Here is a 22755-nt window from a genome sequence, read left to right on the forward strand (position 1 = left end):
GAAAGAAATAGGAGAGAGGCACTCAGCAGGAGGGAATGCTCCTCGTATGGCTCGCATGGCGCGTACTGCGCGTACTGCATCGCTCGCGACTCCACCGACCCCCAGTGGACTTCTGGTTGTTCAACCGCTCAGGAAGCGGCACTGTGCCGAGTGTCGTCGGGGGCCGTTGCCGTTGCTGGTCGTCGAGGGTGGGGTGCCGCGGTGTCTCGACTGTGTGGATCTCGGGCATCTGGTGTTCCTGCCGCGCGGCGACACGGCGTTGACGCGCAGGGCGCGGGAGGAGAGCGCGCTGTCGGCGGTGGTGGTGCGGTTCGAAAGGCGGCGGGGCCGATACGAACGGCAGGGCGTTCTCGTCGAGGAGGCGGGGCTCGCGCGGGCCGAGGAGCGGTGTCTCGCGGACGCGGAGGCGCGACGGCGGCGCCGGGCGCGGGACGCGGTGCGGCGGGCCGCGGAGGACGTGCGGTTCGCGGAGGCGTTCGCGGCGGAGATACGACGTCTGTTCCCCGGCTGCCCCGAGGCGCGGGCCCGGGCCGTCGCCGCGCATGCCTCGGCGCGGGGCAGCGGGCGGGTGGGGCGGAGTGCGGCGGGGCGGGCGTTGTCCGAGGGCGCGGTGGTCTCGGCGGTGGTGGCTTCCGTACGGCATGTGGACACGCCCTACGACCAGTTGCTGATGAGTGGGGTGCCGCGACATGAGGCGCGGCGCCGGATCTCGGTGGGGGTGGAGAGGGTACTTCGGGAGTGGCGGGTGGGCGGGGTGCGAACGGAGACCAGGGCGGAGGCAGATGTCCGGGCGAACGCGGAGGCCGGATGAGGAGGACAGCGGGGAACCCGGTTGCCCGGCGTGCCGTCGCCGGCCCCGAGGGCATCGCCGCCGGCCCGCAAGCCGCCGTCACCGGCCCGGAGCGTGCTGTCGTCGCCCCGGAGGGCCTCGTGGACGTCCGCTTATGCCCCGGCGATTCTCGGCCATGGTGACCCGGTCGGGGGCGGGTTTGACTTGTCCCGGTGGTCGGTGGTGGGCAGGATCACGGCTCTACGGGCGGGAGTTGATGTCGGCATGATCGGTGAACCGTATGTGACGCTGACGGTTCTGGGGGTGCTCGTGACCGGCGTGATGGCCGGGGTGTTCTGTGCCTTCTCCGTGCTGGTCATGCGGGGGCTGGCCCAGTTGCCGCCCGCGCAGGGGGTCGCCGCGATGAACGCGATCAACACGGCGGCGATGACGCCGGCCTTCATGCTGCTGTTCGCCGGTTCCGCGGTGGTGTGCGCGGTGATCGCGGTGGTGACGTTCGTGCTGTGGCCGGATCAGGGGACCGTGGAGTTGCTGCTGGGCAGCGCGCTGTATCTGTTCGGCGCGTTCGGGCTGACCCTCGTCGCGAACGTGCCCCGCAACGAGGCGCTGCTGAAGCTGGACCCGGGGACGCCGGAGGCCGCCGCGTACTGGCCGTCGTACGTGCGCGAGTGGACGATGTGGAATCACGTCCGCGCGATCGCCTCGGCCGCCGCCGCGCTGGTGTACATGCTGGCTCTCACCTGAGAGAAACCACATGATCACCTGAGCGAGCACTGGTGAGGGCCCGCGGGGCCGCCCGCGGGACCAGGTGAGAAAGCCGTCTCGCCCCACTCTGCGCGCCCGGCCGAGGGGCCTTATCGTGGCTGAAAGAGTGCCGCCCGATGACGCACGGCCTGTCGTACGCGGACGCAAGGAAGACGGCCATGGCCGATCCCAAGGGTTTTATGACCACTCCGCGCGAGGAGTGGCCCCGCAGGCCTGTCGAGGAGCGGGTGCGCGACTGGGACGAGGTGTATGTCCCGGGCGCGCTGCTGCCGATCGTCACGAAGCAGGCCGACCGGTGCATGGACTGCGGCGTCCCGTTCTGCCACGACGCCTGCCCACTCGGCAATCTGATCCCCGAGTGGAACGATCTCGTCAGCCGGGACGACTGGCGCGCGGCGGCCGACCGGCTGCACGCCACCAACAACTTCCCCGAGTTCACCGGGCGGTTGTGCCCCGCGCCGTGCGAGGCGGGGTGCGTGCTCGCCATCAACCAGCCCGCCGTCACCATCAAGAACGTCGAGGTCGCCATCGCCGACCGCGCCTGGAGCGACGGTTTCGCGCCACCTCGGCCACCGGACCGGCTGTCGGGGCGGACCGTCGCGGTGATCGGCTCCGGGCCCACCGGCCTCGCCGCGGCACAGCAGTTGACGCGGGCCGGGCACACGGTCGCCGTGTACGAGCGGGACGACCGGCTCGGCGGCCTGATGCGGTACGGCATCCCCGAGTTCAAGATGGAGAAACGGCATCTGGAACGACGCCTTGAGCAGATGCGGGCCGAGGGCACCAAGTTCCGTACGTCGACGACGGTCGGGCGGGACATCGGGGCGGCCGGACTGCGGGCGCGCTACGACGCGGTGGTGATCGCCACGGGAGCGACGGCGTGGCGTGAACTGGACGTGCCGGGGCGGGAGTTGACCGGCATCCACCAGGCGATGGAGTACCTGCCGCTGGCCAACCGGGTGTGCGAGGGCGACATGGCGGCCTCTCCCCTGTCCGCCGCCGGAAAGCACGTCGTGATCGTGGGCGGTGGCGACACCGGGGCGGACTGCCTGGGCACGGCGGTGCGTGAAGGGGCCGCGTCCGTCACGCAGTTGGACATCTACGCCCAGCCGGACGCCGAGCGCGACGAGGACGCGGAGCCCTGGCCGACGTATCCGAAGATCTACCGGCTCTCGGCCGCGCACGAGGAGGCGCGGGATCTGGAGACGGCTCCGGCCGCGCACGCGGACGCACGGCTGTTCGCGGCGTCGACGCTCCACTTCGAGGGGGACCGGGACGGGCACGTACGGTCCCTGCACCTGGTCGAAGTCGACGCGGAGCGGCGGCCGTTGGACGGTTCCGAGCGCAGCCTGCCCGCCGATCTCGTGCTGCTCGCCCTCGGGTTCTCCGGGCCCGGTCGCGAGGACGGGCTCATCGACCAACTGGGGTTGGCGATGGCGCCACGCGGCACGATCACCCGGGACGCGGACTTCGCGACGAGTGCGCGCGGGGTGTTCGTCGCGGGGGACGCTGCGCGCGGGCAGTCGCTGATCGTGTGGGCGATCGCGGAGGGGCGGGCGGTGGCGGCGGCCGTCGACCGTTATCTGACGGGAAGTTCCCAACTCCCGGCGCCCATCGGGCCGTACGACCGCCCGATGACCGTTTGAGACAGCGGAGGCAGCGGAGGCAGAGACCGAGACACCTCTGCTGCCGGATTAGCAGGCGTATGTCCGTCCTCGCACCTGCGGAGGAGGCGGGGTGTACTGCGCCGGTACGAGGCGCCGGGCTGGTTCTCCTCCCGGTTCACGAAATCGTTCGGTGGCGGGCCGGAAAGTGGCTTCAGGCCGACTTGTAGGCCAACGGCGGTGGGATCATCGGCGGAGGAGGCGAGTCGTGGTCGGCCCGGAGTGGGGTCGGGCGCGGCGGCGCCCCCATCCTTCGTTCCGTCGTCAGGCGCAGGGCCACCCCCGCGCGTCCCCCCTGTTGGCGGTCGGTCCTGGAGGGTGTTGATGACGACGCTCGACGAACGTCATGGCGAGGGCGCGCGGGAAGCGGCGGGGGCGTACCGCCCGGACGCCGCCGTCCCCCTCGACCAACTCACGGCGATACAGCCCCTGTTCGCCGGTTCCAAGGCGGCGAACCTCGCCCGCGCGGCCCAGGCGGGACTGCCCGTGCTTCCCGGGTTCGTGATCCCCGAGGGCGCGGGCGACGACCCCGCCACCGTGCGCCGCGCCTGGCGGGACCTCTCCGATTCCGGTACGCGGCCCCTCGTCGTACGGTCCTCCTCGCCGCAGGAGGACACCGAACAGTCGTCCCTGGCGGGGCAGTTCGCCTCCGTGCTGGTCACCGGGGTGCTGCTGTCCGGGCTCGCGTGGGTGGTGCAGCGGATCGCCTCCGCGACCGGACGTCCGGCCGAACGGCGCCTCGCGGGACGCCTCGCCGTCCTCACCGCCCCCGAACCGGGCGCAGTGGTGGGCGAGTTGGAGGACCGGCCCGCGCTGGGCCGGCGTGCCAAGGGCCGCGCCGCCCGCACGGCCGTCGTCGGTGTCGTCGGGGCCGCGCTGCTCGCCGCGCTGGTCGTGGGGCTTGCCGATCTCACCCAGACCCGGGAGCAGAGCGTGAGCGGCTCCGAGGCGACCTCGGTGCTCGTCCAAGTCGACGTGCGGGGCGCGGACATGACCGCCGAACGGCAGGCGCTCGCCGCGCAGCAGGTCTGGGAACGCTGCCGGGACTCCACCTCCGTGCCGCTGAACCACGCCACGCTCGGCAGCCTCGGCGACGGCATGTTCGCCGGGGTCGTACGGCCCGCGCTCGCCGAACACGACCGTATGCGGCTGCGCGGCTGCCTGGAGGACGCGGCCCTCGACCGCGCCCACCTCACGGTGATGGGCATGGGCGACACGGACGCGGACGACGACTGACCCGATCCGCAATCCGGACGTACGATGCCAAGGCGCCCCCGTCCCCGAGCACCCCGGGTCGCCCATGGCAACCGTTCTCACGCCCTCGCCCCAACTCCGCCCGCCCAGACGTGCGATGAGACTTCTCCTCGTCGTCGCCCTCGGCTACCTCGCCTTGTGGGCCACCGGCGCGCTCGGCATCCTCGCGTTGTCGTACTGGGCACGCGAGGAGACCCCGCCGCCTCCGGGGACCCGTACCGTGCAGGGCATCCATCACTTCCAACCCGTCGACACTGAGGGCAAGTTGTGGCGAGGTTCCGCTCCCTCTCCCGGCGGCTACCGGGAGTTGGCCCGCCTCGGCTTCACCACGGTCGTGGATCTGCGCGCGGAGGGCCTGACTGCGGCGCAGCTCGCCGAACCGGGCAAGGCCGGGCTGGACGTCGTACGACTGCCCGTTCGGGACGGGCAGACACCAACTCCCGCGCAGGTGGGGCGGTTTCTCGATGTCGTCGCGTCGGCGGGCGGGCCGGTGTTCGTGCACTGCGGTGCGGGGGTGGGCCGTACGGGGACGATGGCGGCGGCGTATCTCGTGCGGACCGGGGAGGAGTCGTCGGCGCGGGCGGTCCGGCGGAATCTCGCCGTCGGACCGCCGTCGATCGAGCAGATCTACTACGCGCTGAGCCTCGGCCCCGGCCCAGGCCGGCTGGAGCAACCGCCGTTGCCGGTGGTCGCCGTCAGCCGACTGGTGGACGCGCCACGACGCATGCTGTCGTGGTTCTGAAGCAGCATGTAAGAGACTTCAGGGCTTGCGGCCCACCGCCCCGTACCCGGGAATCGTCCCGTCGTCCTGACCCGGCACCGGCTCGCCCAGTTCCGGATGCCACCGGTCGACCACCGTTACCCCCGGTTCGACCAGGTCGAGGCCGGTGAAGAAGCGGGCGAAGCCGGTGCGGGAGCGGAGGGTCAGGGTGATGCCCGCCGCCGTGAGTTTCTCGACCGCCGCCGTCGACTCCTCCGGGGTGAAGTCGGCGGTGGCGTGGGTCATCATCAGGTGGCTGCCGGTGGGGAGTTGGGACAGCAGGCCGTCGACCAGCTCGTGCGCGCCGTCCTCGTCGGGGACGAAGTGCAGCAGCGCGACGAGGGACAGGGCGACGGGCCGGGAGAAGTCGAGGACCTGGCGAGCGCCCTCGATGACGGCGTCGGGATCGCGCACGTCGGCCTGCACGTACGCGGTCGCACCCTCGGGTGTGCCGTGCAGCAGGGCCGCCGAATGGGCCAGCACGACCGGGTCGTTGTCGCAGTAGACGACACGTGCCTCGGGCGCGACGGCCTGCGCGACCTGGTGCAGGTTCGGCTCGGTCGGGATGCCCGTGCCGATGTCCAGGAACTGCCGTACGCCGTGCTCGGTGAGCCAGCGGGTGGCCCGGTGCATGAACGCGCGGTTGACACGTGCCAAGACCGGCACCCTCGGGTCGAGGGCGAGCATCTGGCGGCCCATCTCCTCGTCGACGGGGTAGTTGTCCTTGCCGCCGAGGTACCAGTCGTACATGCGGGCGGGGTGGGGCCTGCTGGTGTCGGTCTCGGCGGTCTTGTCGATCCTGTCGGTGGGCCGCACGGTCATGGCGTGCTCCATAAGCCCTTAAAGCAACATGTGATCAAGTCGGTACCAAATTAAGGAGGTTCGGTAAGGAGAAAGCATTCAGCACAGGTGGTCGGCTCAGGACAGCAAGAAATCCGCCTCGCCCGCTTTCGCCCCCTCGATGAAGGCCGTCATCTCGTCGGTCGTGTAGATCAGGGCCGGCCCGTCCGGGTCGGTGGACTGGCGGACGGCGATCCGGCCGTCGGCGAGCTTCATCGCCTCCAGGCAGTTGCCGCCGTTACCGCCGCTCCACGGCTTGTGCCAGCCTTCGCTTCCCAAGTCCCGCGCGGGCATACCGTTGTAGACGCTCATACGCGGCTTGATGCGATCCATTCACAGCTCCTTGCGGAGATCCTTGAGGATCTCCTTCGTGCGATGTGCCGTAGCGGCCTGTGCCGCCATGCGGTCCATGACCTCAAGGTGGGTTCCCACCTCTTCGCGCGAGTCCAGATAGACGGCGCCGGTCAGGTACTCGCTGTAGACCATGTCGGGCAGTTCTGACATGGCAAATCGGAACAGCACGAAGGGCCCGTACGTGCCCGGGTGCGGCCCCGAGGAGAACGGGGCGACCTGCAGGGTCACGTTGGGCAGCTTCGTGGCGTCGAGCAGTTTGTCGATCTGGGCACGCATGACCTCGGGGCCGCCGACCGGGCGGCGCAGGACGGTCTCGTCCATGACGACCCAGAAGCGGGGCGCGTCGGGACGGGTGAGCAGGCCCTGGCGCTGCATGCGCAGGTCGACGTGGCGCTCGATGTCGTCGGGCTCGGTCTGGCCGATGGCACCGGACTTCAGCACTCCGCGCGCGTAGTCCTCGGTCTGCAGCAGCCCGGGCACGAAGTGCGGTTCGTACGACCTGATGAGCGCGGCCGCGCCCTCCAGGCTGACGTGCATCGAGAACCAGCCGGGCAGGATGTCGTGGAAGCGCTGCCACCAGCCGGGCCGGTTGGCGTCCTCGGCGAGTTGGACGAAGGCCTCGGCCTCCTCGTCGGAGACGCCGTAGGACTTCAGGAGGAGCTGGAGGTAGGGGATCTTGAGGGAGACCTCCGCCATCTCCATGCGGCGGACCGTGGCGGGTGCGACGCGGAGGACGCGGGCGGCCTCCTCGCGCTTGAGCCCCGCGCGTTCCCGCAGGTCCAGCAGGCGCCGGCCGAGGACGACCTGGCCGACTGTCGGTGCGGACCGCGGCTCGCTCACGCTCCACCTCCACGAATGAGTACCGAGTACCGAGTGAGTGACGAGTTAAGTGCTGCGTAATGGCTTGAGTACTGACAGCGCATGCGTCCGTACAGCTCGGTGAAAGGGTTCTCCCGACCCGACGAACCGATCTCGGCCCGACGTAACGATCGCGGCGAACCGAATCCTGACAGCCCTGCGGCGCCATTCGAAGACTCATTCGAAGATCGGGACAGACCTCCGGAGATCCCAACTGGCGCCGCGCGACTTTCTGTTGCGAGCAGTGTGCCACGACCGTGCAGAGCGTCATACGGCACTCTGCATTTTTCATAGTGACACTTGCCAAGTGTTCACGGCGGGGCGATAGTGGCAAGCGTGATTCCGTCCGCGCCCTTAGGAACAGACGCCGCCGCAGGCCGCCTCGGTCTCGGTGCTGCTCCGGGAGCCGTCCCTGGTGGGGCCGCTGCCGAGCGCCGGTTCCGGTTCGAGCTGGCCGCACATCCGGGTTCCCCGGCCCAGGCGAGACGCCTGACGCGGGCCCGGCTGTCCGGCTGGTCCGTCTGCGAGGACACCTGCGACACGGCGGTACTGGTCGTCTCCGAGCTGGTCACCAACGCGATCGTGCACACCGCGAGCAGCCACATAGTCTGCGAGCTGCACGATGGCGACGACCTGGTGCGGATAGCCGTCCGTGACGAGGGCTGCGCTCCCGGTGAGCCTCGCCCGTCCCCGCAGCGGCCGGATGAGGAGCACGGGAGGGGACTGCTTCTCATCGACGGGCTCTGCCAGGCCTGGGGCGCCCAGGAACACGGACCCGGCCTGCTGGTCTGGGCCGACCTGCCGCGGCAGGCGGACCCGACGCACGGCCACCACCCGGCCCCCGGCCACGACAGTTCCGTACCGCTCAACGACCTGGGTTGGGGCGCACGACCCAAGCCGGGTCCGTCGGGCGGTTCGGGCGACGAGGACGAGGCGACGGCACACTTCGGGGCCTTCGAGGATCTGGGCGTATTTCCGGGGCGGGGGCATGGGGGTGCCTCCGGCAGCGGGCATGGGGGTGCCGGCGACTTCGGAGGTCTGGACCTCGGCGGCTTCGGGGGCCGGGAGCACGAAACCGGAGGCGGCCCTGCTCGTGGTGGGGCCGGCTCCGGTGCGCGGGGCCGGGAGGGCGCGGGCCACTTCGGGGGCCTCGGTCAGGAGACCACCGGTCTCTTCAGGGGCCGGGGACACCAGGACGCCGGCGACCTCCCGGACTCCGCGGAGACCGGGGAACCGGGCGGGTCCGCGGATTCCCGCGGGCTCGGGGATTCCAGTGGCTTCGGGGACTTCGGTACGGGGGTCGAATGGGTGTGAGCGGCGGGTCTCGTCCCGGCCAGGTGCTCAGTCTCGACACGCTGGTCCGTCTGGGGCGTGCGCTGCACGGGCCGGGTGCGCCGCGCCGTCTGGCGGTCCCGGAGGGCATGACGGCGCCGCTCGGCTGTGACGCCGTGGCGGTGCCCGCACGTTTTGGACCGCTGGTTCTGCCCCGCCTGCCGCGCGTCGGCTGTGTCTACGCCGACGAGGCGCACTGGTGGTGGATCGTTCCGTCCGACTCCGACTACGCCCTGGACTGGCCCGCGCCGGCGCGCTACACCACCGGGGCGCTGGTTCCGGACTCGCCTCGCGCACCCGGTCTGATCCACAAGCCGGACGGGAAGCTGCCGTATACGCCGCCGATTCCGCTGTACCTGGCGGTGTGCCGGGTTACGGGGACGACTCCTTCTTGGTCGCGGCCCATTAGCGCGTAGCGCTCCGCGGGTTGAGCGGATTGGTCTGCGGGTTCGGTGGGGGCCGGTCGCGCAGCTCCCGGGTGGGTGGTTTTTGTCTGCGAGTCCGTGGGGGCCGGTCGCGCCCACGCGGCGGAGCCGCACATCGCCCTTACGGGCGCTGCGCCCCGCCCCTCCGCCTTCCCGGCGTACGCCCGCGCGTCCTCACCCCTCCCTCCCGCGCTCTCCCCCACACCCCTCCCACCCCGCGATAGTGGCCGTTCGTCCACGATCGGGGGAGGTCGGCGGTGGGGAGGAAGGGTGACTCGGGGCCAGGGGAGCCGTCCGCGTCGGAGCAGCTGCTGTTCGGTGGGCCCTTGCGGTACGACACGGGGTGGAGCCAGCACAACGACGCGTTTCTGGAGCTGAGCTTCCGCTCCATGGTGACGCGGTTGCCGGCGATGCTGAGGTCGAGTTTCCGGCTGGCCTGGCAGGCCGATCCGCGGGCCGCGCGCACCGTGCTGGCCGCCGAGGCGTGCCGGGGCGCCACCCAGGCGGTGAGTCTGCTCGCGGTCAACAGCGTGCTGGGGCGGCTGATCACCGGCGGTCCCATCGCGGACCGGCTGCGCGGTGCTGTCCCCGCGCTGGTCACGATGGCCGCGGTGATGCTGGTGGGCGCGCTGCTGCGGGCCGCGTCGACGTACGCGACCGGGCGGCTCGAACCGAAGGTGGAGCGGGTCGCCACCGAGCTGTATCTGGAGCGGGCGGCGGCCGTGGAGCTGGCCGCGATCGAGGACCACGCGTTCCACAAGCTGCTGGACACCGCCCAGTACGGCGCCATGTCGGCCCGCCGCATGATCTCGTACGCGACGAACGTCATGAACGCGCTGATCTCGCTGGTCGCGGCGGCGGGCGTGCTGACCGTGCTGCACCCGGCGCTGCTCCCGCTGCTGGCGACGATGACGGTGCCGAGCGCATGGGGCGCGCTGACGAACGCGCGGCGCCACTACGAGTCGTTCCACACCTGGGTGCAGCACGTCCGCGCCGGCCGCCTCATCGGTTCGCTGCTCACCGAGCCGGAGGCGGCCCCGGAGATCCGCGTGCACGGTGTCGGCCCGTTCCTGTTGCACCACTTCCACGAGATGTCGGAGAGCGCGGAGGCGGAACAGGCCCGGCTGGCCCGGCTCACGGCCCGTACGGGGCTGATCGCGGCGACCTGGACGGGCCTCGCGACGGCGGCGACGTACGCGACGCTGGGCGGGCTGCTGCTGTCCGGGGCGATGGCGCTCTCCGTGGCGGGTACGGCGGTGATCGCGATCCGCACCGGTTCCGCGAGCCTCGACACGCTCGTCCTCGCGGTGAACCAGCTGCACGAGGAGGCCCTGTTCGTGGGCGATCTGCAGAAGCTGTACGTGGAGGCGACCGAGTGGGCGATCCCGGTCGGCGGGGCGGCGCTGCCCGAGGAGCCGCGGGAGATCCGCTTCGAGAACGTCACGTTCAGCTATCCGGGCGAGGCCACCCACCCCGCGCTCGACGACGTCTCCCTCGCCCTCCCGCTCGGCCGGATCATCGCACTGGTCGGCGAGAACGGCTCAGGCAAAACGACCCTGGTGAAGCTGCTGGCCGGGCTGTACCGGCCGGACCGGGGCCGGATCCTGTGGGACGGCGTCGACGCGGCGGGCGCGGACCGGCAGCAACTGGCCGACCGGATCGCGATGGTGGCGCAGAACTTCAAGCGCTGGCCGTTCACCGCCCGCGTCAACGTGGCCGTCGGGCGGTCCGCGGCGCCGCTCACCGAGGAGCGGCTGGCCGAGGCCGTCGCCGAGGCCGGTGCGCAGGACGTGGTCGCGGATCTGCCACGCGGTCTGGACACGCTGCTGGCCCGCAACTTCAGCGGCGGGCACGAGCTGTCGGGCGGTCAGTGGCAGCGGCTCGGGATCGCGCGAGCCGCGTACCGCAGGGGCCGCATCCTGATCGTGGACGAGCCGACGGCGGCCCTCGACGCCCGGGCCGAGCTGGAGGTCTTCGAGAAGATCCGCGCGCTGGCCGGCACCGGGCAGACGGTCGTGCTGATCACGCACCGGCTGGCGTCCGTACGCCACGCGGATCTGGTGCACGTCCTCGATCAGGGGCGGCTGGTGGAGTCCGGGACGCCCGACGAACTGCTCGCGAGCGGCGGTGTGTACGCGGAGCTGTACGCGCTCCAGGCGGACCAGTTCACGGTGAAAGTGCCCGCCCCGAAGGCGGGCTGACCTCTCAGGCGGCGGCGTCCACGACGTCGCCGCTGCGCACGACCACCAGGAACGCGTCGGTCGCGATGTCCATGACGACCTCAGCCTGCAGGCCCTCCAGACGGCGCGCCTGCGCGAACTCCTCCGCCGGCCACGAGCCACGCGGCCCGCCGGCGGGAAAACGCTCAAGCACCGTTCGCCCGTTCACCCTGTACCTCCCTGTCGTGCTGAAACTCGGAGAGCTTCGTGAAGCCTCATAGAGTTAAACGCCGACAGTACGGTGAACGGCTCGCCAAGTGACGGTACTGAGACATAGTCGACACCTGGCCACACATCTTCGGCACAGGTTCTCGAAACAAGTTTCCCGTATCAGTCCTCGTATTCGTCGTGATAGCGGACGCGCTCACTTCCCGCGGGCGCCCCGAGCGCCGACGCGCGCCCCTTGGGCTGCTCCCACTCCTCCTGCCGCCCCAGCGCGGTCAGATCCAGGAAGGTCGTGGTCGAGCCGAGCCCGTCGAGCCCGCGCTCATAGGTCGAGTAGGTGTGGAACACCCGGTCGCGGTCCCGCAGGAAGCAGCTGACGCCCGGCCGCTCGACGGGTTCCCCGTCTCCGACGAGCGTGACGTCGAAGTCCCAGTTGAAGTCCCCGCCGAAGGACGAGTACCAGGGCAGCGTCCACCCCATCCGCGCCTTGAACGGCAGGATCTTCGTGTACGGCGCCCTCGACACGGCGGCGAACGTCGTGCCGCGCACCTTCAGATGGGCGAGGTGCCCGATCTGGTCGAGGAACGCCGAGCAGCTGCGGCAGCCCGCGTCCCACTCGGGCGCGAACATGAAGTGGTAGACGACGAGTTGGCCGCGCCCCTCGAAGAGGTCGAGCAGGGTGGCCTTCCCGTCGCCGCCCTCGAAGAGGTACTCCTTGTCGATCTCCACCATGGGCAGCCCGCGCCGCTCGGCGTTGAGCGCGTCCCGCGCGCGCGTGGCCGCCTTTTCCTTGACCAGCAGTTCCTCGCGCGCCGCGCGCCACTGCGCATGCGAGACGATCTCCGGAAGCGACATGGGGCCCCTCCTGTGACAACGGTCCGTTGAGGGGTGGACCGGAGGGAGAACCGGAACTCATCGCCGCGTCGGAAAGTTTCTTGGAGAGATCTTCAGAGGGTCGGGGGATGTTCAGAGGGACTTCGTCGCGTACGACACCGGAAGCGCGAGCAGTCCCCGGGCGCGCAGCGAAGGCCGCCACCGCACCTCGCTCTCCCCCACCCCCAACTCCAGCCGCGGGAACCGCTCCAGCAGCGCGGCCAGCGCGATCTCCGTCTCGGCACGGGCGAGCGGCGCGCCCAGGCAGTAGTGGATGCCGTGGCCGAGCGCGAGATGCCCGGAGGTGTCACGGGAGAGGTCGAGCCGGTCGGGCTCGGGAAAACGGTCCGGGTCACGGTTCGCTGCGGACGCGGACACCCAGACCGTCTCACCGGCGGGAATGGTGACCCCGCCGATGGTGACGTCCTCGACCGGGAAACGCCGGATGGCAAGCAGCGCGGGCCCTTCGTACCGCAGGAACTCTTCTACGGCGGCCGGGAGTTGGGCGGGGTCCGCACGCAACGCGGCCAGCTGCTCGGGGTGTTGCAGCAGGGCGAGCACGGCGTTGCCGATGAGCTGGACGGTGTTCTCGTACCCGGCGAAGAGGATGAGGAAGGCGAGGGACATCAGCTCGTCCTCGCTGAGCCGGTCGCCTTCGTCGCGTACGGCGATCAGGTCGGAAAGAAGATCGTCGCCGGGCTCTTCCCGCTTGTCGGCGAGGAGTTGGGTGAAGAAGCCGAGCATCGCGACGACCGCGTGCTTGCCGGCCTCGGGCGGTGTCCCGGGGGCGGGCGCGACGAGGGTGTCGGTCCACACCCGGAAGTCCCGCCGGTGCCGGTCGGGCACGCCGAGCAGGTCGCAGATGACGGTGATGGGGAGGGGTGCCGCGTAGGAGGCGATGAGGTCGGTGTCGCCCTCCTCCCCCAGCGCGTCGAGGAGTCGGTCGGCGGTGCGCCGAATGGGCTTACGGAGCTGCTCCGTTCGGCGCGGGGTGAACGCGCGGCCGACCAGGCGCCGGATGCGGGTGTGGTCCGGCGGGTCCATGTTGAGGAGGTTCGCGTCGAGCGCGGGCGGCAGCGAGAACCCCTTGTAAGTCCCGGCCGTGGCATGCCTCTTGTCCAGCGAGAGCCGCGGGTCGGCCAGCGCCGCCCGCACGTCGTCGTACCGGGTGACGAGCCAGGCGGGGGTGCCGTCGGGGCCGGCGATGCGGTGCACGGGGGCGCTGTCGCGCAGGCGCCGGTACACGTCGTACGGGTGGTCGAGAAGGCCGTCCGCGAAATCCATGGAGGACAGCCTAGAGGGGACTCGGGCACGGCTCAGGTGTCGTATTCCTGGATGCGCCGGCCGTGGCTCCGGTCGACGAGGGCGGGCAGACGATCCTCCAACTCCCGTACGACAGCGGGTACATCGAGCGTGAGCAGCTCGCGGTCGCGCATCAGGACGCGGCCGTCGACGATCGTGGTGCGGACGTCGGAGGAGCGGGCGCTGTGCACGAGGGTGGCGGCGAGATCGTGCACGGGCTGGGTGTGCGGCCCGGTGAGGTCGACGAGGACGATGTCGGCCCGGCGTCCCGGTGCGATGCGCCCGATCGAGTCGCCCAGTCCGACCGCCCGCGCGCTCTGGAGGGTTGCGTAGTGCAGTGCTTGACGGGACGTCAGCCAGCGCGGATCGCCTTCGACGGACTTCTGTACCAACGACGTGAGCGCCATCGACTCCCACACGTCGAGGGAGTTGTTGGAGGCGGCGCCGTCCGTGGCGAGCCCGACCGGGATGCCGATGGCGCGCAGGGCGCGGATCGGAGTGGTGTCCGGCCAGGCGAACTTGAGGTATCCCCGGGGCGCGGTGGCGACCGCCGTACGGCCGCTCGCGCGCTCCAGGACGGGGAGGTCGCGGTCGATGATGCCGGTGCCGTGGGCGATGAGCAGGTCGGTGGCCAACAGGCCCGCGCGGTCGAGGACTTCGATGGGGGTGATGCCGTGGCGGGAGAGGCTGGTGTTGGTCTGGTCGCGGTTCTCGGCGGCGTGGATGTGGACGGGGAGGCCGTGTTCCAGGGCGAGTTGGGCGGTGGCGGCGAGGTCGGCGTCGGTCACCGTGTAGGGGGCGTGCGGGGCGAGGGCGGTGGTGATACGGCCGTCGGCGGTGCCTCGGTGCCGTAGCGCGAACTCCAGTGATTTGTCCCGGCCTTGAGGACCCTGGGAGGAGAAGTAGGCCTCGCCGAGGTGCGCTCGGATCCCGCACTCGGCGACCACGGCGGCGACCGTGTCCATCGAGAAGTAGTGGTCGGCGAAGCAGGTGACCCCGGCGCGGATCAGCTCGGCGCAGGCGAGCCGCGCCCCCAACTCCACGTCTTTTTCGGTGAGGTTGGACTCGACGGGCCAGACGACGTCGTTGAACCACTCCTCCGTGGGGAGGTCCTCGGCGAGCCCGCGCAGCGCGACCATCGGCGCGTGGGTGTGGCAGTTGATCAGCCCCGGCAGAGCGATCTGGCCGCGTGCGTCGACGCGTTCGACGGCGGCGAGGCCGACCGCGTCCGCCACGCTTGTCACCGACTCGACGAGCCCGTCCCGTACGACGATCGCCGCGTCCTGCTCGAAGGCGATGCGCTCCTGGTCGTCGTGGACGAGAACGGTGCAGCCGGTGATGAGCAGATCGGCGGGAGAGGCGTTGGGAGAAGCGGTGGGAGAGTCACTCACCATCCCAACGTACGACGCCGTCCTCGCCCCGCGTGAGCCGAACCGCGCATCCCGGCGTTGCGCTGTCGCGAGCCGCCCCGGACCAGCACGCTTGCCTCACCACCAAGGCTCATGGCGCACGAACAAAACTTCACGACCAAGGCTTCTGGAAGGGGCCCCGCATGCTCCTCGGCACCTGGAATCTGGAGAACCTGTTCCGCCCCGGCGGCCCGTCCGGCCCGAAGGACAAGGCCACCTACGAGACGAAGCTCGCCTCCCTCGCCGCCGTGATCACGGAACTGGACCCGGTGCTGCTCGGCGTCCAGGAGGTCGGCGACCCGGCGGCGCTCGGCGACCTGGCCGGGATGCTGGACGGCGAGTGGCACACCGCCACCTCCGCGCACCCGGACGTCCGGGGCATCCGGGTCGGCTTCCTCAGCCGTACGGAACCGCGGGTCGTCGCCGACACGAACACGTTCCCGGCGCATCTGCGCCCGGTGCAGTCGGACGACTCGGGCGCCACGGAACCGGGCGCGGGCCGGGGTTTCCTGGCGGTGGAGGTCGCGACGGCGACCGGCCCGCTGACGGTGGCGGTCGCCCATCTGAAGTCGAAGCTGCTGACGTACCCGGGCGGCCGTTTCTTCCCGCACGACGAGGGCGAGCGGGCCCGCTACGGCGCCTACGCCCTCTACCGCCGGGCCGCCGAGGCGGCGACCCTGCGCGCGTTGGCCGACGAACTGCTCGCCGGTGAGGGCCGTACCCGGGACGTGGCGGTGCTCGGTGACATGAACGACGAGGTGCAGGCCGCGACCACCCAGATCCTGCTCGGCCCGCCCGGTTCGGAGATCGGCACGCCGGGCTACGACCGGGACGACCAGGGCGACGCCGTCCGGCTGTGGGACGTGGCGCCGCTCATCCCGGCCGACCAGCGCTACTCCCGGATCAACTCCGGGCGCCGCGAGCTGATCGACCACATCCTGCTCAGCCATCACCTGGTCCACCGGGTGACGGCGGCGGGGACGGGACTGCCGGGTGAGGGAACGTTGCGGCTGCCATCGGTGGGCCCGGACCCGGCGGCGCGGCGGGAGGCGCCGGGGTCGGACCACGCACCGGTGTGGGTACGGGTGGAGTAACTCGCCTTATGACTGACTGGAGTTGATCCCCGTGTAGCCGAACTGGTTAGACGGCGATGGTCAGTTCGATGGCACGCAGCCCGACCCGCCCTCGTCCCCGCTCGAACTCCTCCAGCAGCTCGGTGAGTTGCTGGATGTGGCGGGACGTGAGCCGCCCCGCGTCGTCGAGATGGACGGCGCAGGCGGTGGTCGTGTCCACGAGCCGTTCGAGGACGGCCGCGACCTCGTCCGTGCCCTCCGTGTGCCGGGCGAGGGCGGGGAGTTCGGCGGCCGAGACGGCGATGGCGCCGCGGGCCTCGGCGAGCGTGCGGTAGGCCTCGCGGCGCAGGGTCCAGCGCTCGGCGCGGTCGTCGGACTCGCTCAGGACGTGCACGAGGTAGGCGTGTGCGGCGGCGCCCGCGGTCGCGAGCCGGGCGCGCACTCCCCCGCCGCGCTCCCCCGGCATCGGCAGATGTCCGACGATCAGCACGATCGCGCAGGCCAGCAGTGTCTCCCCGATCCGGCCGGCGGAGGCCTGCGGCTCCCCGCCGACCATCACGAGAGACAGCACGAGGACGGTGACGACGGCGGTCTGCGCGGCGAAGTGCCGGGTGGCGACGGGAATGAGCGCACCGCTGAGCGCCACGAGCGCGACAAGCCCCTCGGGCCGGGGCAGGACGGCGGCGAACCCGGCAAAAAGCAACGCCCCCAGCACGGTCCCGGCCGCCCGGCTCAGCGCCCGCGAGGCGAGCGGCCCGAGGTCTGGCTTGACGAGGAAGACGGCGGTGGCGGGCAGCCAGTACCAGTGCTCGTGCTGCCCGTACCAGCGGGTCTGGTGCAGTGCCTGCGCGACGGCGACGCTGGCCCCGAAACAGAGCGCGACCCGCAAGCCGTACTCCCGTCCCCCGGCCCCAAAGGCCTTACGGATCAGATCAGTTGGCGTACGCCGACGCGTGTGCAGACTCGATTCGCTCCCCTCCGCCTGGTCGAAGGCGTCGGCGGCCTGCAGCAGCGCGTCGTCGAGGGCGCGCAGCGCGGGGGCGGAACGGTTGGGCGCGGGCAGCGGCCCGGTGGGTGCGTTGTCGCGTACGGCGGCGGCAAGCCGACGCGGCCCTTCCCCTGCACGTGCCGACACCGCCTCCCCGGCCCAGGCGATCGCGGTCGCGGCCTCGGCGAGCGGCAGCGCGGCGGCGTACTGCCCGCGCAGCCGCCGCTCGGCCGCCGAACTGGCGTACCGCCGCAGCCGCGGCCCGGCGAGCGCGTCCTGCGCGTGATCGAGCGCGGCGGTCAGCGCGGCGCGCCGCCCCGTCGCCTCCGCCCCACCGCTCGCGTCGAGCAGCGCCGCGATCGCGTCGTACACGGCGGCCACGGCGTGCCTCTCGCCGTCGAACCGGTAGTCGCCGGCGATGGCCCCGGGCGTGGGCAGCGCCAGCCGCAGCAGGACCAGCCAGGCGGCACCGGCGAGAAAGGCGAGGGCCCGCTGCCACCCCGGTTCGGGCAGGGGCATGCCGGCGCCGATGGCGGAGGCGACGAGGAGTTGCGTACCGGCGCCGGACGCGACGGGCCCGATGGCACTGAACCCGCCGGCGACCAGCCCGATGCCGGTGAAGAGAAGCGTCAGCACGACAGCCCCGACATGCGCCCCGGCATACGTCCCGACCAGCAGCCCGGCAGCTCCGGCGAGCGCGGGGCCCCCGAGCCGCTTGACGGAGGCCCGCCGGCTCCCGGGCCGGTCGTTGATCCCGGCGAGCATCGCCCCGAGCGCGGCCAGCACCCCGAGAGACGTACGCCCGACCAGCACGGCCGCCATGAGCAGCGGCCCGGCGGCCAGCGCCCCTCGCGTGACCGCGCTCCAGGGAACCGGCCCGCGCTGCGCACGGAGCGTGTGGGCGAGCCAGGGCGGAAGCGAGAAGGCGTCGGTACGACGGGACACAGGGCTCCTGTCTTGACGAGGGCGGGGTGTGCCTTCGGGCGACGGTGGCCGGGGCGGTAGCTGGAGCGGGCGCTGAAGCCGGTGCGGGCGGCTGGGGAGGTAGCCGTGGTGTCCACGGTAGTTCGCGACCTTGTGCGGAACGGGCCGCACGCATTTCGGCGGTGTGAAGGTTGACCGTAAAGCCGCTTTCTTTATGAACGCAACGCCGAGAACAGCGCCCCCACGTCGGAACCCGCGCGATCAAGCACCTCAGGCTCCCCCCGCCCCGCCGGCCCGCCGCCACGCGTCGCCGCGCGGCCGCTCAGCCCGTCGCCGCCATCCCGAAGTCCGCCCCCGAGATACCGCCCAGCGCCTCCGCGATGCGTAGCAACGGCTCGCGCAGGACGGTCAGTTCGGTGCGCATGGTCTCGGCCTGCGGCCAGGCGGACTCGTGGTCGAGTGGGGCCGTGTCCGCCGGGCAGCGGGCCTCGTAGGCGGCCAGGCGGGGGTGCCAAGTGCTGGTGAAGGGTCGGATGGTGTCGTTGATGAGGGCGTAGGCGAGGCTCTGGACGGTCGGTGCGCCGGAACCGCGTTCGAGGCCGATGCTGTACGTGTGCAGCGTCCCGCGTGTGAAGTCGATCAGTGACTTCAGGGAGGCCAGCGCCTCGCGCAGACTGCCCGTGCCCGGCGCCAGTTCCTGCACCCCGATGCGGGTGACCAGTTCGACCTGGATGTCGAAGGCGGCCATCCGCTCCGACTCACTGGGTGCTGCCATGGGTGCCTCCCTCCGGCTGCCGGGGAAGGTCAGCGTAACCGGGTCGCGGCGGCCGCACAGGGTCCGCAGGGCCGCGTGCCGCAGGGACTCGGTGCGGGCGGGCGCCGGGTCGTGGTGGTGCCACGCGTGCAGGGTGACCGGGTGGAGCCGCCAGCCGCCGTCGGCCACAGGCGCCAGCAGACTGCGCACGCGCAGTTCGGAGACGCCGTTCCCGGCCCGCCGGGCGGCGACGGCCCTGGGCACCCGGTCGACGGCGGCGAGCACGCGTTCCGCGTCCTCCACCGTCAGCGGCAACGGGTGCAGTACGGCGGCGCAGCGCAGGACGTCGGCGGCCTCCGCCGTGTCCACGTCCCGTACGAGAGCACCGGTCACGTCCGTCCCGGCGAGCGTGTCGAGAAGCGAACCCCCACGCGCGTGCAGCCGGTCGTACAGTTCGCGCGGATGATGCCCGGCCCGGATCGCGCGCCCCAGGAGTCCGAGGGCGAGCGGATGCCCCTCGACCGCCTCGGCCAGTGCCTCGTCACCGCCGACGAGCACGCGCGCGTGGAGGGCGTCGAGCGGTTCGAGGTCTACGGGGGTGCCGATTCCGGCATAGGCGCGGCTGCGCAGGGTGAAGACGGTGCGGCCGAGTGGATGGGGTGCCGCCATCGCGGCGATGTCGCGGGCGCCGAGCCGGTCGGCGGGGACGGAGTCGACGATCCACAGGAACGGTCCGTCGGCACCGAAGGAGGCGGCGGCCGAGTCGGAAAGGGCCCGCATGGAGTCGTCGTAGGACTGCCCGCTCACCCAGAAGACACCGCCCGGGTAGGCCGCCTCGAAGCGGAGGGCGTACTCCTGGGCGAGTGCGGACTTGCCGATGCCGGCCATGCCGCGGATCTGTACGGCGCGCGGGGCGTCGCGGCCGGTGACGAGGGGCGCGGAGTGGGCGTGCAGGGCGGAGTGCACCTGCCAGAGCTCGGAGAGGCGGCCCAGGAAGTCGAGGCGCGGCTCCGGGGAGCCCAACAGCCAGCGCCGTACGGCACGTTCCTGGATGGCCATCGGGCCGTCGAGGCGGGCGATGTGCTCGCGTACGTCGGCCACCAGGGCGGCGGGGTCGTCGGCCGAGGCGTGCCGGGCGTCGCGGAGTTCGACGGGGTGGATGTGGTCGGAGGCCGGCTCGGGGTTGACGACCATGACGCGGCCGCGCGGATCGCCCTCTCCCAGGCCCGCCAGATAGGCCGTGGTCAACTCCCACTGGCAGGCCTCGCGTTCGGGGTAGCCGGTGGAGTAGTAGGCGAGCAGCGCCTTGGAGCGGGCCAGTTCGCGTCGGATGGTGTCGCTGATGCCGGCGAAGGAGGCGACCCCGGTCTCGTCGGTGAACACCTCAAGGCCGCCGTCGCGCAGCACCTGCGCGAGCGGTCGGACCCGCTCCACGTCACCGCGGCTGTAGCTGAGGAAGACATCCCACACGACGGCTTACCCTACTGTGGGTACCGGGGAGGGCGATCATGAGACACAGGCAGCGCAGGCGGCGGGGTCCGGGCGGTCCGTCACAGATCACGGCCAGACTGACGATCCCGTTCGTCGGCGAGATCTCCGGCACCTGGGAACCCGCCGACGCGGAGCGCAGCGCGGCCTGGGAGCTGTACCTGCAGCTCGTCACCCGCGTGTCGGTCGAGGAACTCGCCGCCGACGAGGGCTTCCTGCGCGAGGCGCTGTCGTCGTTCTACACGTTCTTCGGCACCACCCGCGACATCCTCCACCGCCACGGGCCCCAGATCGCCCCGCCCGTACCCCCCGGTCACGTCAGTTTCGCCGTCCTCGCGGTCACCGTCCTCAACCGCGTCCTGCGCCCCCTCCTCGCGACCTGGCATCCCCGCCTCGCCGCCTACGAGTCGCAGCGGCCCGAAGGGCGCGATCCGGTGGCGTGGGAGCGGGAGTGGGAACACGCGGACGCGCTGCGCGGTGCGATCGCGGAGGTGCGGGGTGTCCTGAGGTCATTGGCGCGGACCTTGCAGGAGGTGGCCGAGGTCGGCGACCTCATCGACCTGCCCGCACCGCGCACTCCCGAGGACGCGACGACAAGGGCGAATCGGGGCACCCCCCCCCCAGCGGTTCAAACAGGTCCTGACGCTCCGAACGCTCCTGACGCCTCCGGAGTCTGAGGTCACTCTCGCCGCGTGAGGCCGTCGGGCCGATTGTCAGTGGTGCGCGCTTCACTGGAGTGGTCACTGAGAGTCACCACGGGGGAGCGGTCGATGGCAGCGCACGAGACGAATGAGAGCGGGCGGGGACAGGAGCAAGGGCGGGACGCGGAGGGCGGCGACGGCGACGCGCATGCCACTCGTACGCATCTCTCGGCCGCCGGGTTGCGCGCGCGGGGATGGACGGCCGGGATGGTGCGTCAACTGCTCGGTGAACCCGACCTGTTGCGGGTCAATCCGCATGTCCGGGCGGCGCCGCGGATCCGGCTGTACTGCGTCGAGCGGGTCGAGGCCGCTGAGCGGAGTGAGGAGTTCCGGGCCGTTTCGGCGGCTGCCGCGCGGAGGTCGGCCGCGACGCGGGTCGCCGCTCGGCGCAGGCGGCGGGAGGTGCTGGCACGGATCGCGGCCGAACCGATCGACGTGCCGCGGCTGGCTCCGCACAGGTTGGCGGCGCTCGCGGTCGAGCACCGCGAACGGCGGGACGAGGAGCGGGCGTACGAGCGGCGGGGGCTGCCGCCGGACGACACCCCCGTCAAGGGCAGGACTGCTGATGCCGTCGCGCTCGACCGGTGGAAGGTCGACTATCTGCTGCACCGGCTGGCTCGTTACGACGAATTGCTGAACGGGCTGCACGGGGGTGCCGGGCGGGCCACTGCGGAGGAGTTGCTCCGGCGGCGGATCCATGCGGCCATCACCGAGGCGTACCCGTTTCTTGCGCAGGAGTGCGAACACCAACTGTCTGGCGGAAATTCGGATGCGGGAGCCTCGTCCATGTGATCGGCTGACGCCCGCACTGCGCCGACCGCCAACTGCCGGCCGCCGATGCCCGATCGACCGATTTCTGGGAGACCCCGTGCTCGAACGCGTCACCGTCCCCGCGCTCTTCCCACCGCCCACCTACTCCCACGCCACCGTCGTCGAAGCCGGTACGAAGCTCGCCTTTCTCGCCGGGGCGGTTCCGCTCGACGTCGACGGCAAGGTGGTCGGTGTGGGGGACGCGGTGCGGCAGGCCGAGCAGGTGGTGGTGAATCTCGGGGAGCAACTGCGGGCGGTCGGGAGTGACTTGGGGCATGTAGTCGCGACGGACGTGTATGTCGTGAGCAGCGAGCCCTCGGTGTTGTCCGCCGTGTGGGAGGTGGTCGAGGCGTCCGGGCTCAGTAGGGGGCCGCATTCGTCCACGCTCGTCGGCGTGGCCTGCCTCGGATACACCGGGCAGCTCGTGGAGATCACGGCGACAGCCGTCGTACCGGAAGAGTCATCGGGAGAGGACGAGGTGGTGCAGTCGTGAACCCCGACTCCGAGGTCGTCGTCACGCTGCGGCGGGCGACCGCACCCGATGCGCGTCCCGCCGCCGACGTGTGGCTGCGCTCGTTCGCCGCCGCGCTGCCGACCGTCGTCAGTCCGCGGTCCGCCGACGACGTGCGGGACTACTTCCGGGACGTCGTCGTGCCGTTGCGGGAGATCTGGGTGGCCGATGCGGGGGACGGCTGTGGGGTCGTGGGGCTGATGGTGATCAACGGGGATGAGGTGTCGCAGCTGTACCTCGAACCGGACTGGCGCGGGCGGGGGCTCGGGGACCGGTTCGTCGGACTCGCGAAGGAGCGGAGTCCGGAGGGGCTTCACCTGTGGACGTTCCAGGTGAACAAGCCCGCCCACCGGTTCTACGAGCGGCACGGCTTCGTCGCCGTCGAGTTCACGGACGGCGGCACCAACGAGGAGCGGGAGCCGGACGTGCGGTATGTGTGGGACCCCAAGCCGTAAGCCACAGGCCGTAGGCCACGAACCGTAAGCCACAAGTCGTG

21 protein-coding genes and 1 pseudogene are annotated in these 22755 nt (G+C 71.5%); 13 read left to right on the plus strand and 9 right to left on the minus strand.

All coding sequences use genetic code 11. The features are described from left to right. Positions 1–55 precede the first annotated feature (55 nt). The 5 genes from OG496_RS17110 to OG496_RS17130 all read left to right on the plus strand — a co-directional run bounded on the left by OG496_RS17110 (position 56) and on the right by OG496_RS17130 (position 5215). On the plus strand, positions 56–811 hold the full coding sequence (locus OG496_RS17110) for a DUF2293 domain-containing protein (protein ID WP_405971462.1): 756 nt from the start codon (positions 56–58) through the stop codon (positions 809–811). 243 nt (positions 812–1054) lie between these two features. Then, a complete protein-coding gene (locus OG496_RS17115; protein ID WP_405971463.1) occupies positions 1055–1534 on the plus strand; it encodes a DUF1772 domain-containing protein in 480 nt (159 codons plus the stop codon). A gap of 179 nt (positions 1535–1713) precedes the next feature. Continuing rightward, on the plus strand, positions 1714–3201 hold the full coding sequence (locus OG496_RS17120) for a glutamate synthase subunit beta (RefSeq protein WP_405971464.1): 1488 nt from the start codon (positions 1714–1716) through the stop codon (positions 3199–3201). 342 nt (positions 3202–3543) lie between these two features. Beyond that, on the plus strand, positions 3544–4455 hold the full coding sequence (locus OG496_RS17125) for a hypothetical protein (RefSeq protein ID WP_405971465.1): 912 nt from the start codon (positions 3544–3546) through the stop codon (positions 4453–4455). Between the two features lie 115 nt (positions 4456–4570). Then, positions 4571–5215 carry a fused DSP-PTPase phosphatase/NAD kinase-like protein gene (locus OG496_RS17130; RefSeq protein WP_405971466.1) on the plus strand — a complete coding sequence of 215 codons (645 nt, stop codon included), beginning with the start codon at positions 4571–4573 and terminating at the stop codon, positions 5213–5215. Positions 5216–5233: 18 nt separating this feature from the next. On the opposite strand, the gene OG496_RS17135 is transcribed toward OG496_RS17130, so the two are convergent. From OG496_RS17135 to OG496_RS17145, 3 genes are all read right to left on the minus strand, one after another. Beyond that, the gene (locus OG496_RS17135) at positions 5234–6055 is read right to left on the minus strand and encodes an SAM-dependent methyltransferase (protein WP_405971467.1); all 822 of its coding nucleotides are present in this window, start codon (positions 6053–6055) and stop codon (positions 5234–5236) included. 96 nt (positions 6056–6151) lie between these two features. Beyond that, entirely contained in the window at positions 6152–6406 is a 255-nt protein-coding gene (locus OG496_RS17140) for a DUF397 domain-containing protein (RefSeq protein WP_019060458.1), read from the minus strand. Then, positions 6407–7267 carry a helix-turn-helix domain-containing protein gene (locus OG496_RS17145; protein WP_405858290.1) on the minus strand — a complete coding sequence of 287 codons (861 nt, stop codon included), beginning with the start codon at positions 7265–7267 and terminating at the stop codon, positions 6407–6409. It abuts the gene before it with no gap. 345 nt (positions 7268–7612) lie between these two features. On the opposite strand from OG496_RS17145, the pseudogene OG496_RS17150 reads away from it, so the two are divergent. The 3 genes and pseudogenes from OG496_RS17150 to OG496_RS17160 form a co-directional block, all read left to right on the plus strand. Then, positions 7613–8221: pseudogene (locus OG496_RS17150) on the plus strand (ATP-binding protein); the annotation flags it as partial. Positions 8222–8589: 368 nt separating this feature from the next. Continuing rightward, positions 8590–9033: a hypothetical protein gene (locus OG496_RS17155; RefSeq protein ID WP_327404868.1), complete on the plus strand. Its 444-nt coding sequence runs from the start codon at positions 8590–8592 to the stop codon at positions 9031–9033. A gap of 266 nt (positions 9034–9299) precedes the next feature. Continuing rightward, positions 9300–11243, plus strand: coding sequence for an ABC transporter ATP-binding protein (locus tag OG496_RS17160; protein WP_405971468.1), 1944 nt, complete (start codon positions 9300–9302; stop codon positions 11241–11243). Between the two features lie 4 nt (positions 11244–11247). Here OG496_RS17160 and OG496_RS17165 read toward each other — a convergent pair whose 3' ends face one another. From OG496_RS17165 to OG496_RS17180, 4 genes are all read right to left on the minus strand, one after another. Beyond that, complete coding sequence (locus OG496_RS17165; RefSeq protein ID WP_019060453.1) at positions 11248–11430, minus strand: hypothetical protein; 183 nt, start codon at positions 11428–11430, stop codon at positions 11248–11250. A gap of 161 nt (positions 11431–11591) precedes the next feature. Further along, positions 11592–12281, minus strand: coding sequence for a DUF899 domain-containing protein (locus OG496_RS17170; RefSeq protein WP_366494167.1), 690 nt, complete (start codon positions 12279–12281; stop codon positions 11592–11594). A 111-nt stretch (positions 12282–12392) separates the two neighbouring features. Further along, the gene (locus OG496_RS17175; protein WP_405971469.1) at positions 12393–13583 is read right to left on the minus strand and encodes a cytochrome P450; all 1191 of its coding nucleotides are present in this window, start codon (positions 13581–13583) and stop codon (positions 12393–12395) included. 32 nt (positions 13584–13615) lie between these two features. Then, a complete protein-coding gene (locus tag OG496_RS17180) occupies positions 13616–14995 on the minus strand; it encodes an amidohydrolase (RefSeq protein WP_405971470.1) in 1380 nt (459 codons plus the stop codon). Positions 14996–15153: 158 nt separating this feature from the next. On the opposite strand from OG496_RS17180, the gene OG496_RS17185 reads away from it, so the two are divergent. Then, complete coding sequence (locus OG496_RS17185) at positions 15154–16104, plus strand: endonuclease/exonuclease/phosphatase family protein (protein WP_405971471.1); 951 nt, start codon at positions 15154–15156, stop codon at positions 16102–16104. Positions 16105–16150: 46 nt separating this feature from the next. Here OG496_RS17185 and OG496_RS17190 read toward each other — a convergent pair whose 3' ends face one another. After that, complete coding sequence (locus tag OG496_RS17190; RefSeq protein ID WP_405971472.1) at positions 16151–18016, minus strand: FUSC family protein; 1866 nt, start codon at positions 18014–18016, stop codon at positions 16151–16153. Positions 18017–18317: 301 nt separating this feature from the next. Beyond that, on the minus strand, positions 18318–20219 hold the full coding sequence (locus tag OG496_RS17195) for a TIR domain-containing protein (RefSeq protein ID WP_405971473.1): 1902 nt from the start codon (positions 20217–20219) through the stop codon (positions 18318–18320). A gap of 38 nt (positions 20220–20257) precedes the next feature. On the opposite strand from OG496_RS17195, the gene OG496_RS17200 reads away from it, so the two are divergent. The 4 genes from OG496_RS17200 to OG496_RS17215 all read left to right on the plus strand — a co-directional run bounded on the left by OG496_RS17200 (position 20258) and on the right by OG496_RS17215 (position 22714). Beyond that, positions 20258–20914 (plus strand): hypothetical protein, encoded by a 657-nt coding sequence (locus OG496_RS17200; protein ID WP_405971474.1) that lies wholly within the window; start codon positions 20258–20260, stop codon positions 20912–20914. A 93-nt stretch (positions 20915–21007) separates the two neighbouring features. Next, positions 21008–21730 (plus strand): hypothetical protein, encoded by a 723-nt coding sequence (locus OG496_RS17205; RefSeq protein ID WP_405971475.1) that lies wholly within the window; start codon positions 21008–21010, stop codon positions 21728–21730. A gap of 76 nt (positions 21731–21806) precedes the next feature. Beyond that, on the plus strand, positions 21807–22241 hold the full coding sequence (locus OG496_RS17210; RefSeq protein WP_405971476.1) for a RidA family protein: 435 nt from the start codon (positions 21807–21809) through the stop codon (positions 22239–22241). Beyond that, complete coding sequence (locus OG496_RS17215; protein ID WP_405971477.1) at positions 22238–22714, plus strand: GNAT family N-acetyltransferase; 477 nt, start codon at positions 22238–22240, stop codon at positions 22712–22714. Before OG496_RS17210 ends, OG496_RS17215 begins: the two co-directional genes overlap by 4 nt. The last annotated feature ends 41 nt before the right edge of the window (positions 22715–22755 follow it).

It is taken from the genome of Streptomyces sp. NBC_00988 (genome assembly GCF_045162645.1).
Lineage (GTDB): Bacteria > Actinomycetota > Actinomycetes > Streptomycetales > Streptomycetaceae > Streptomyces.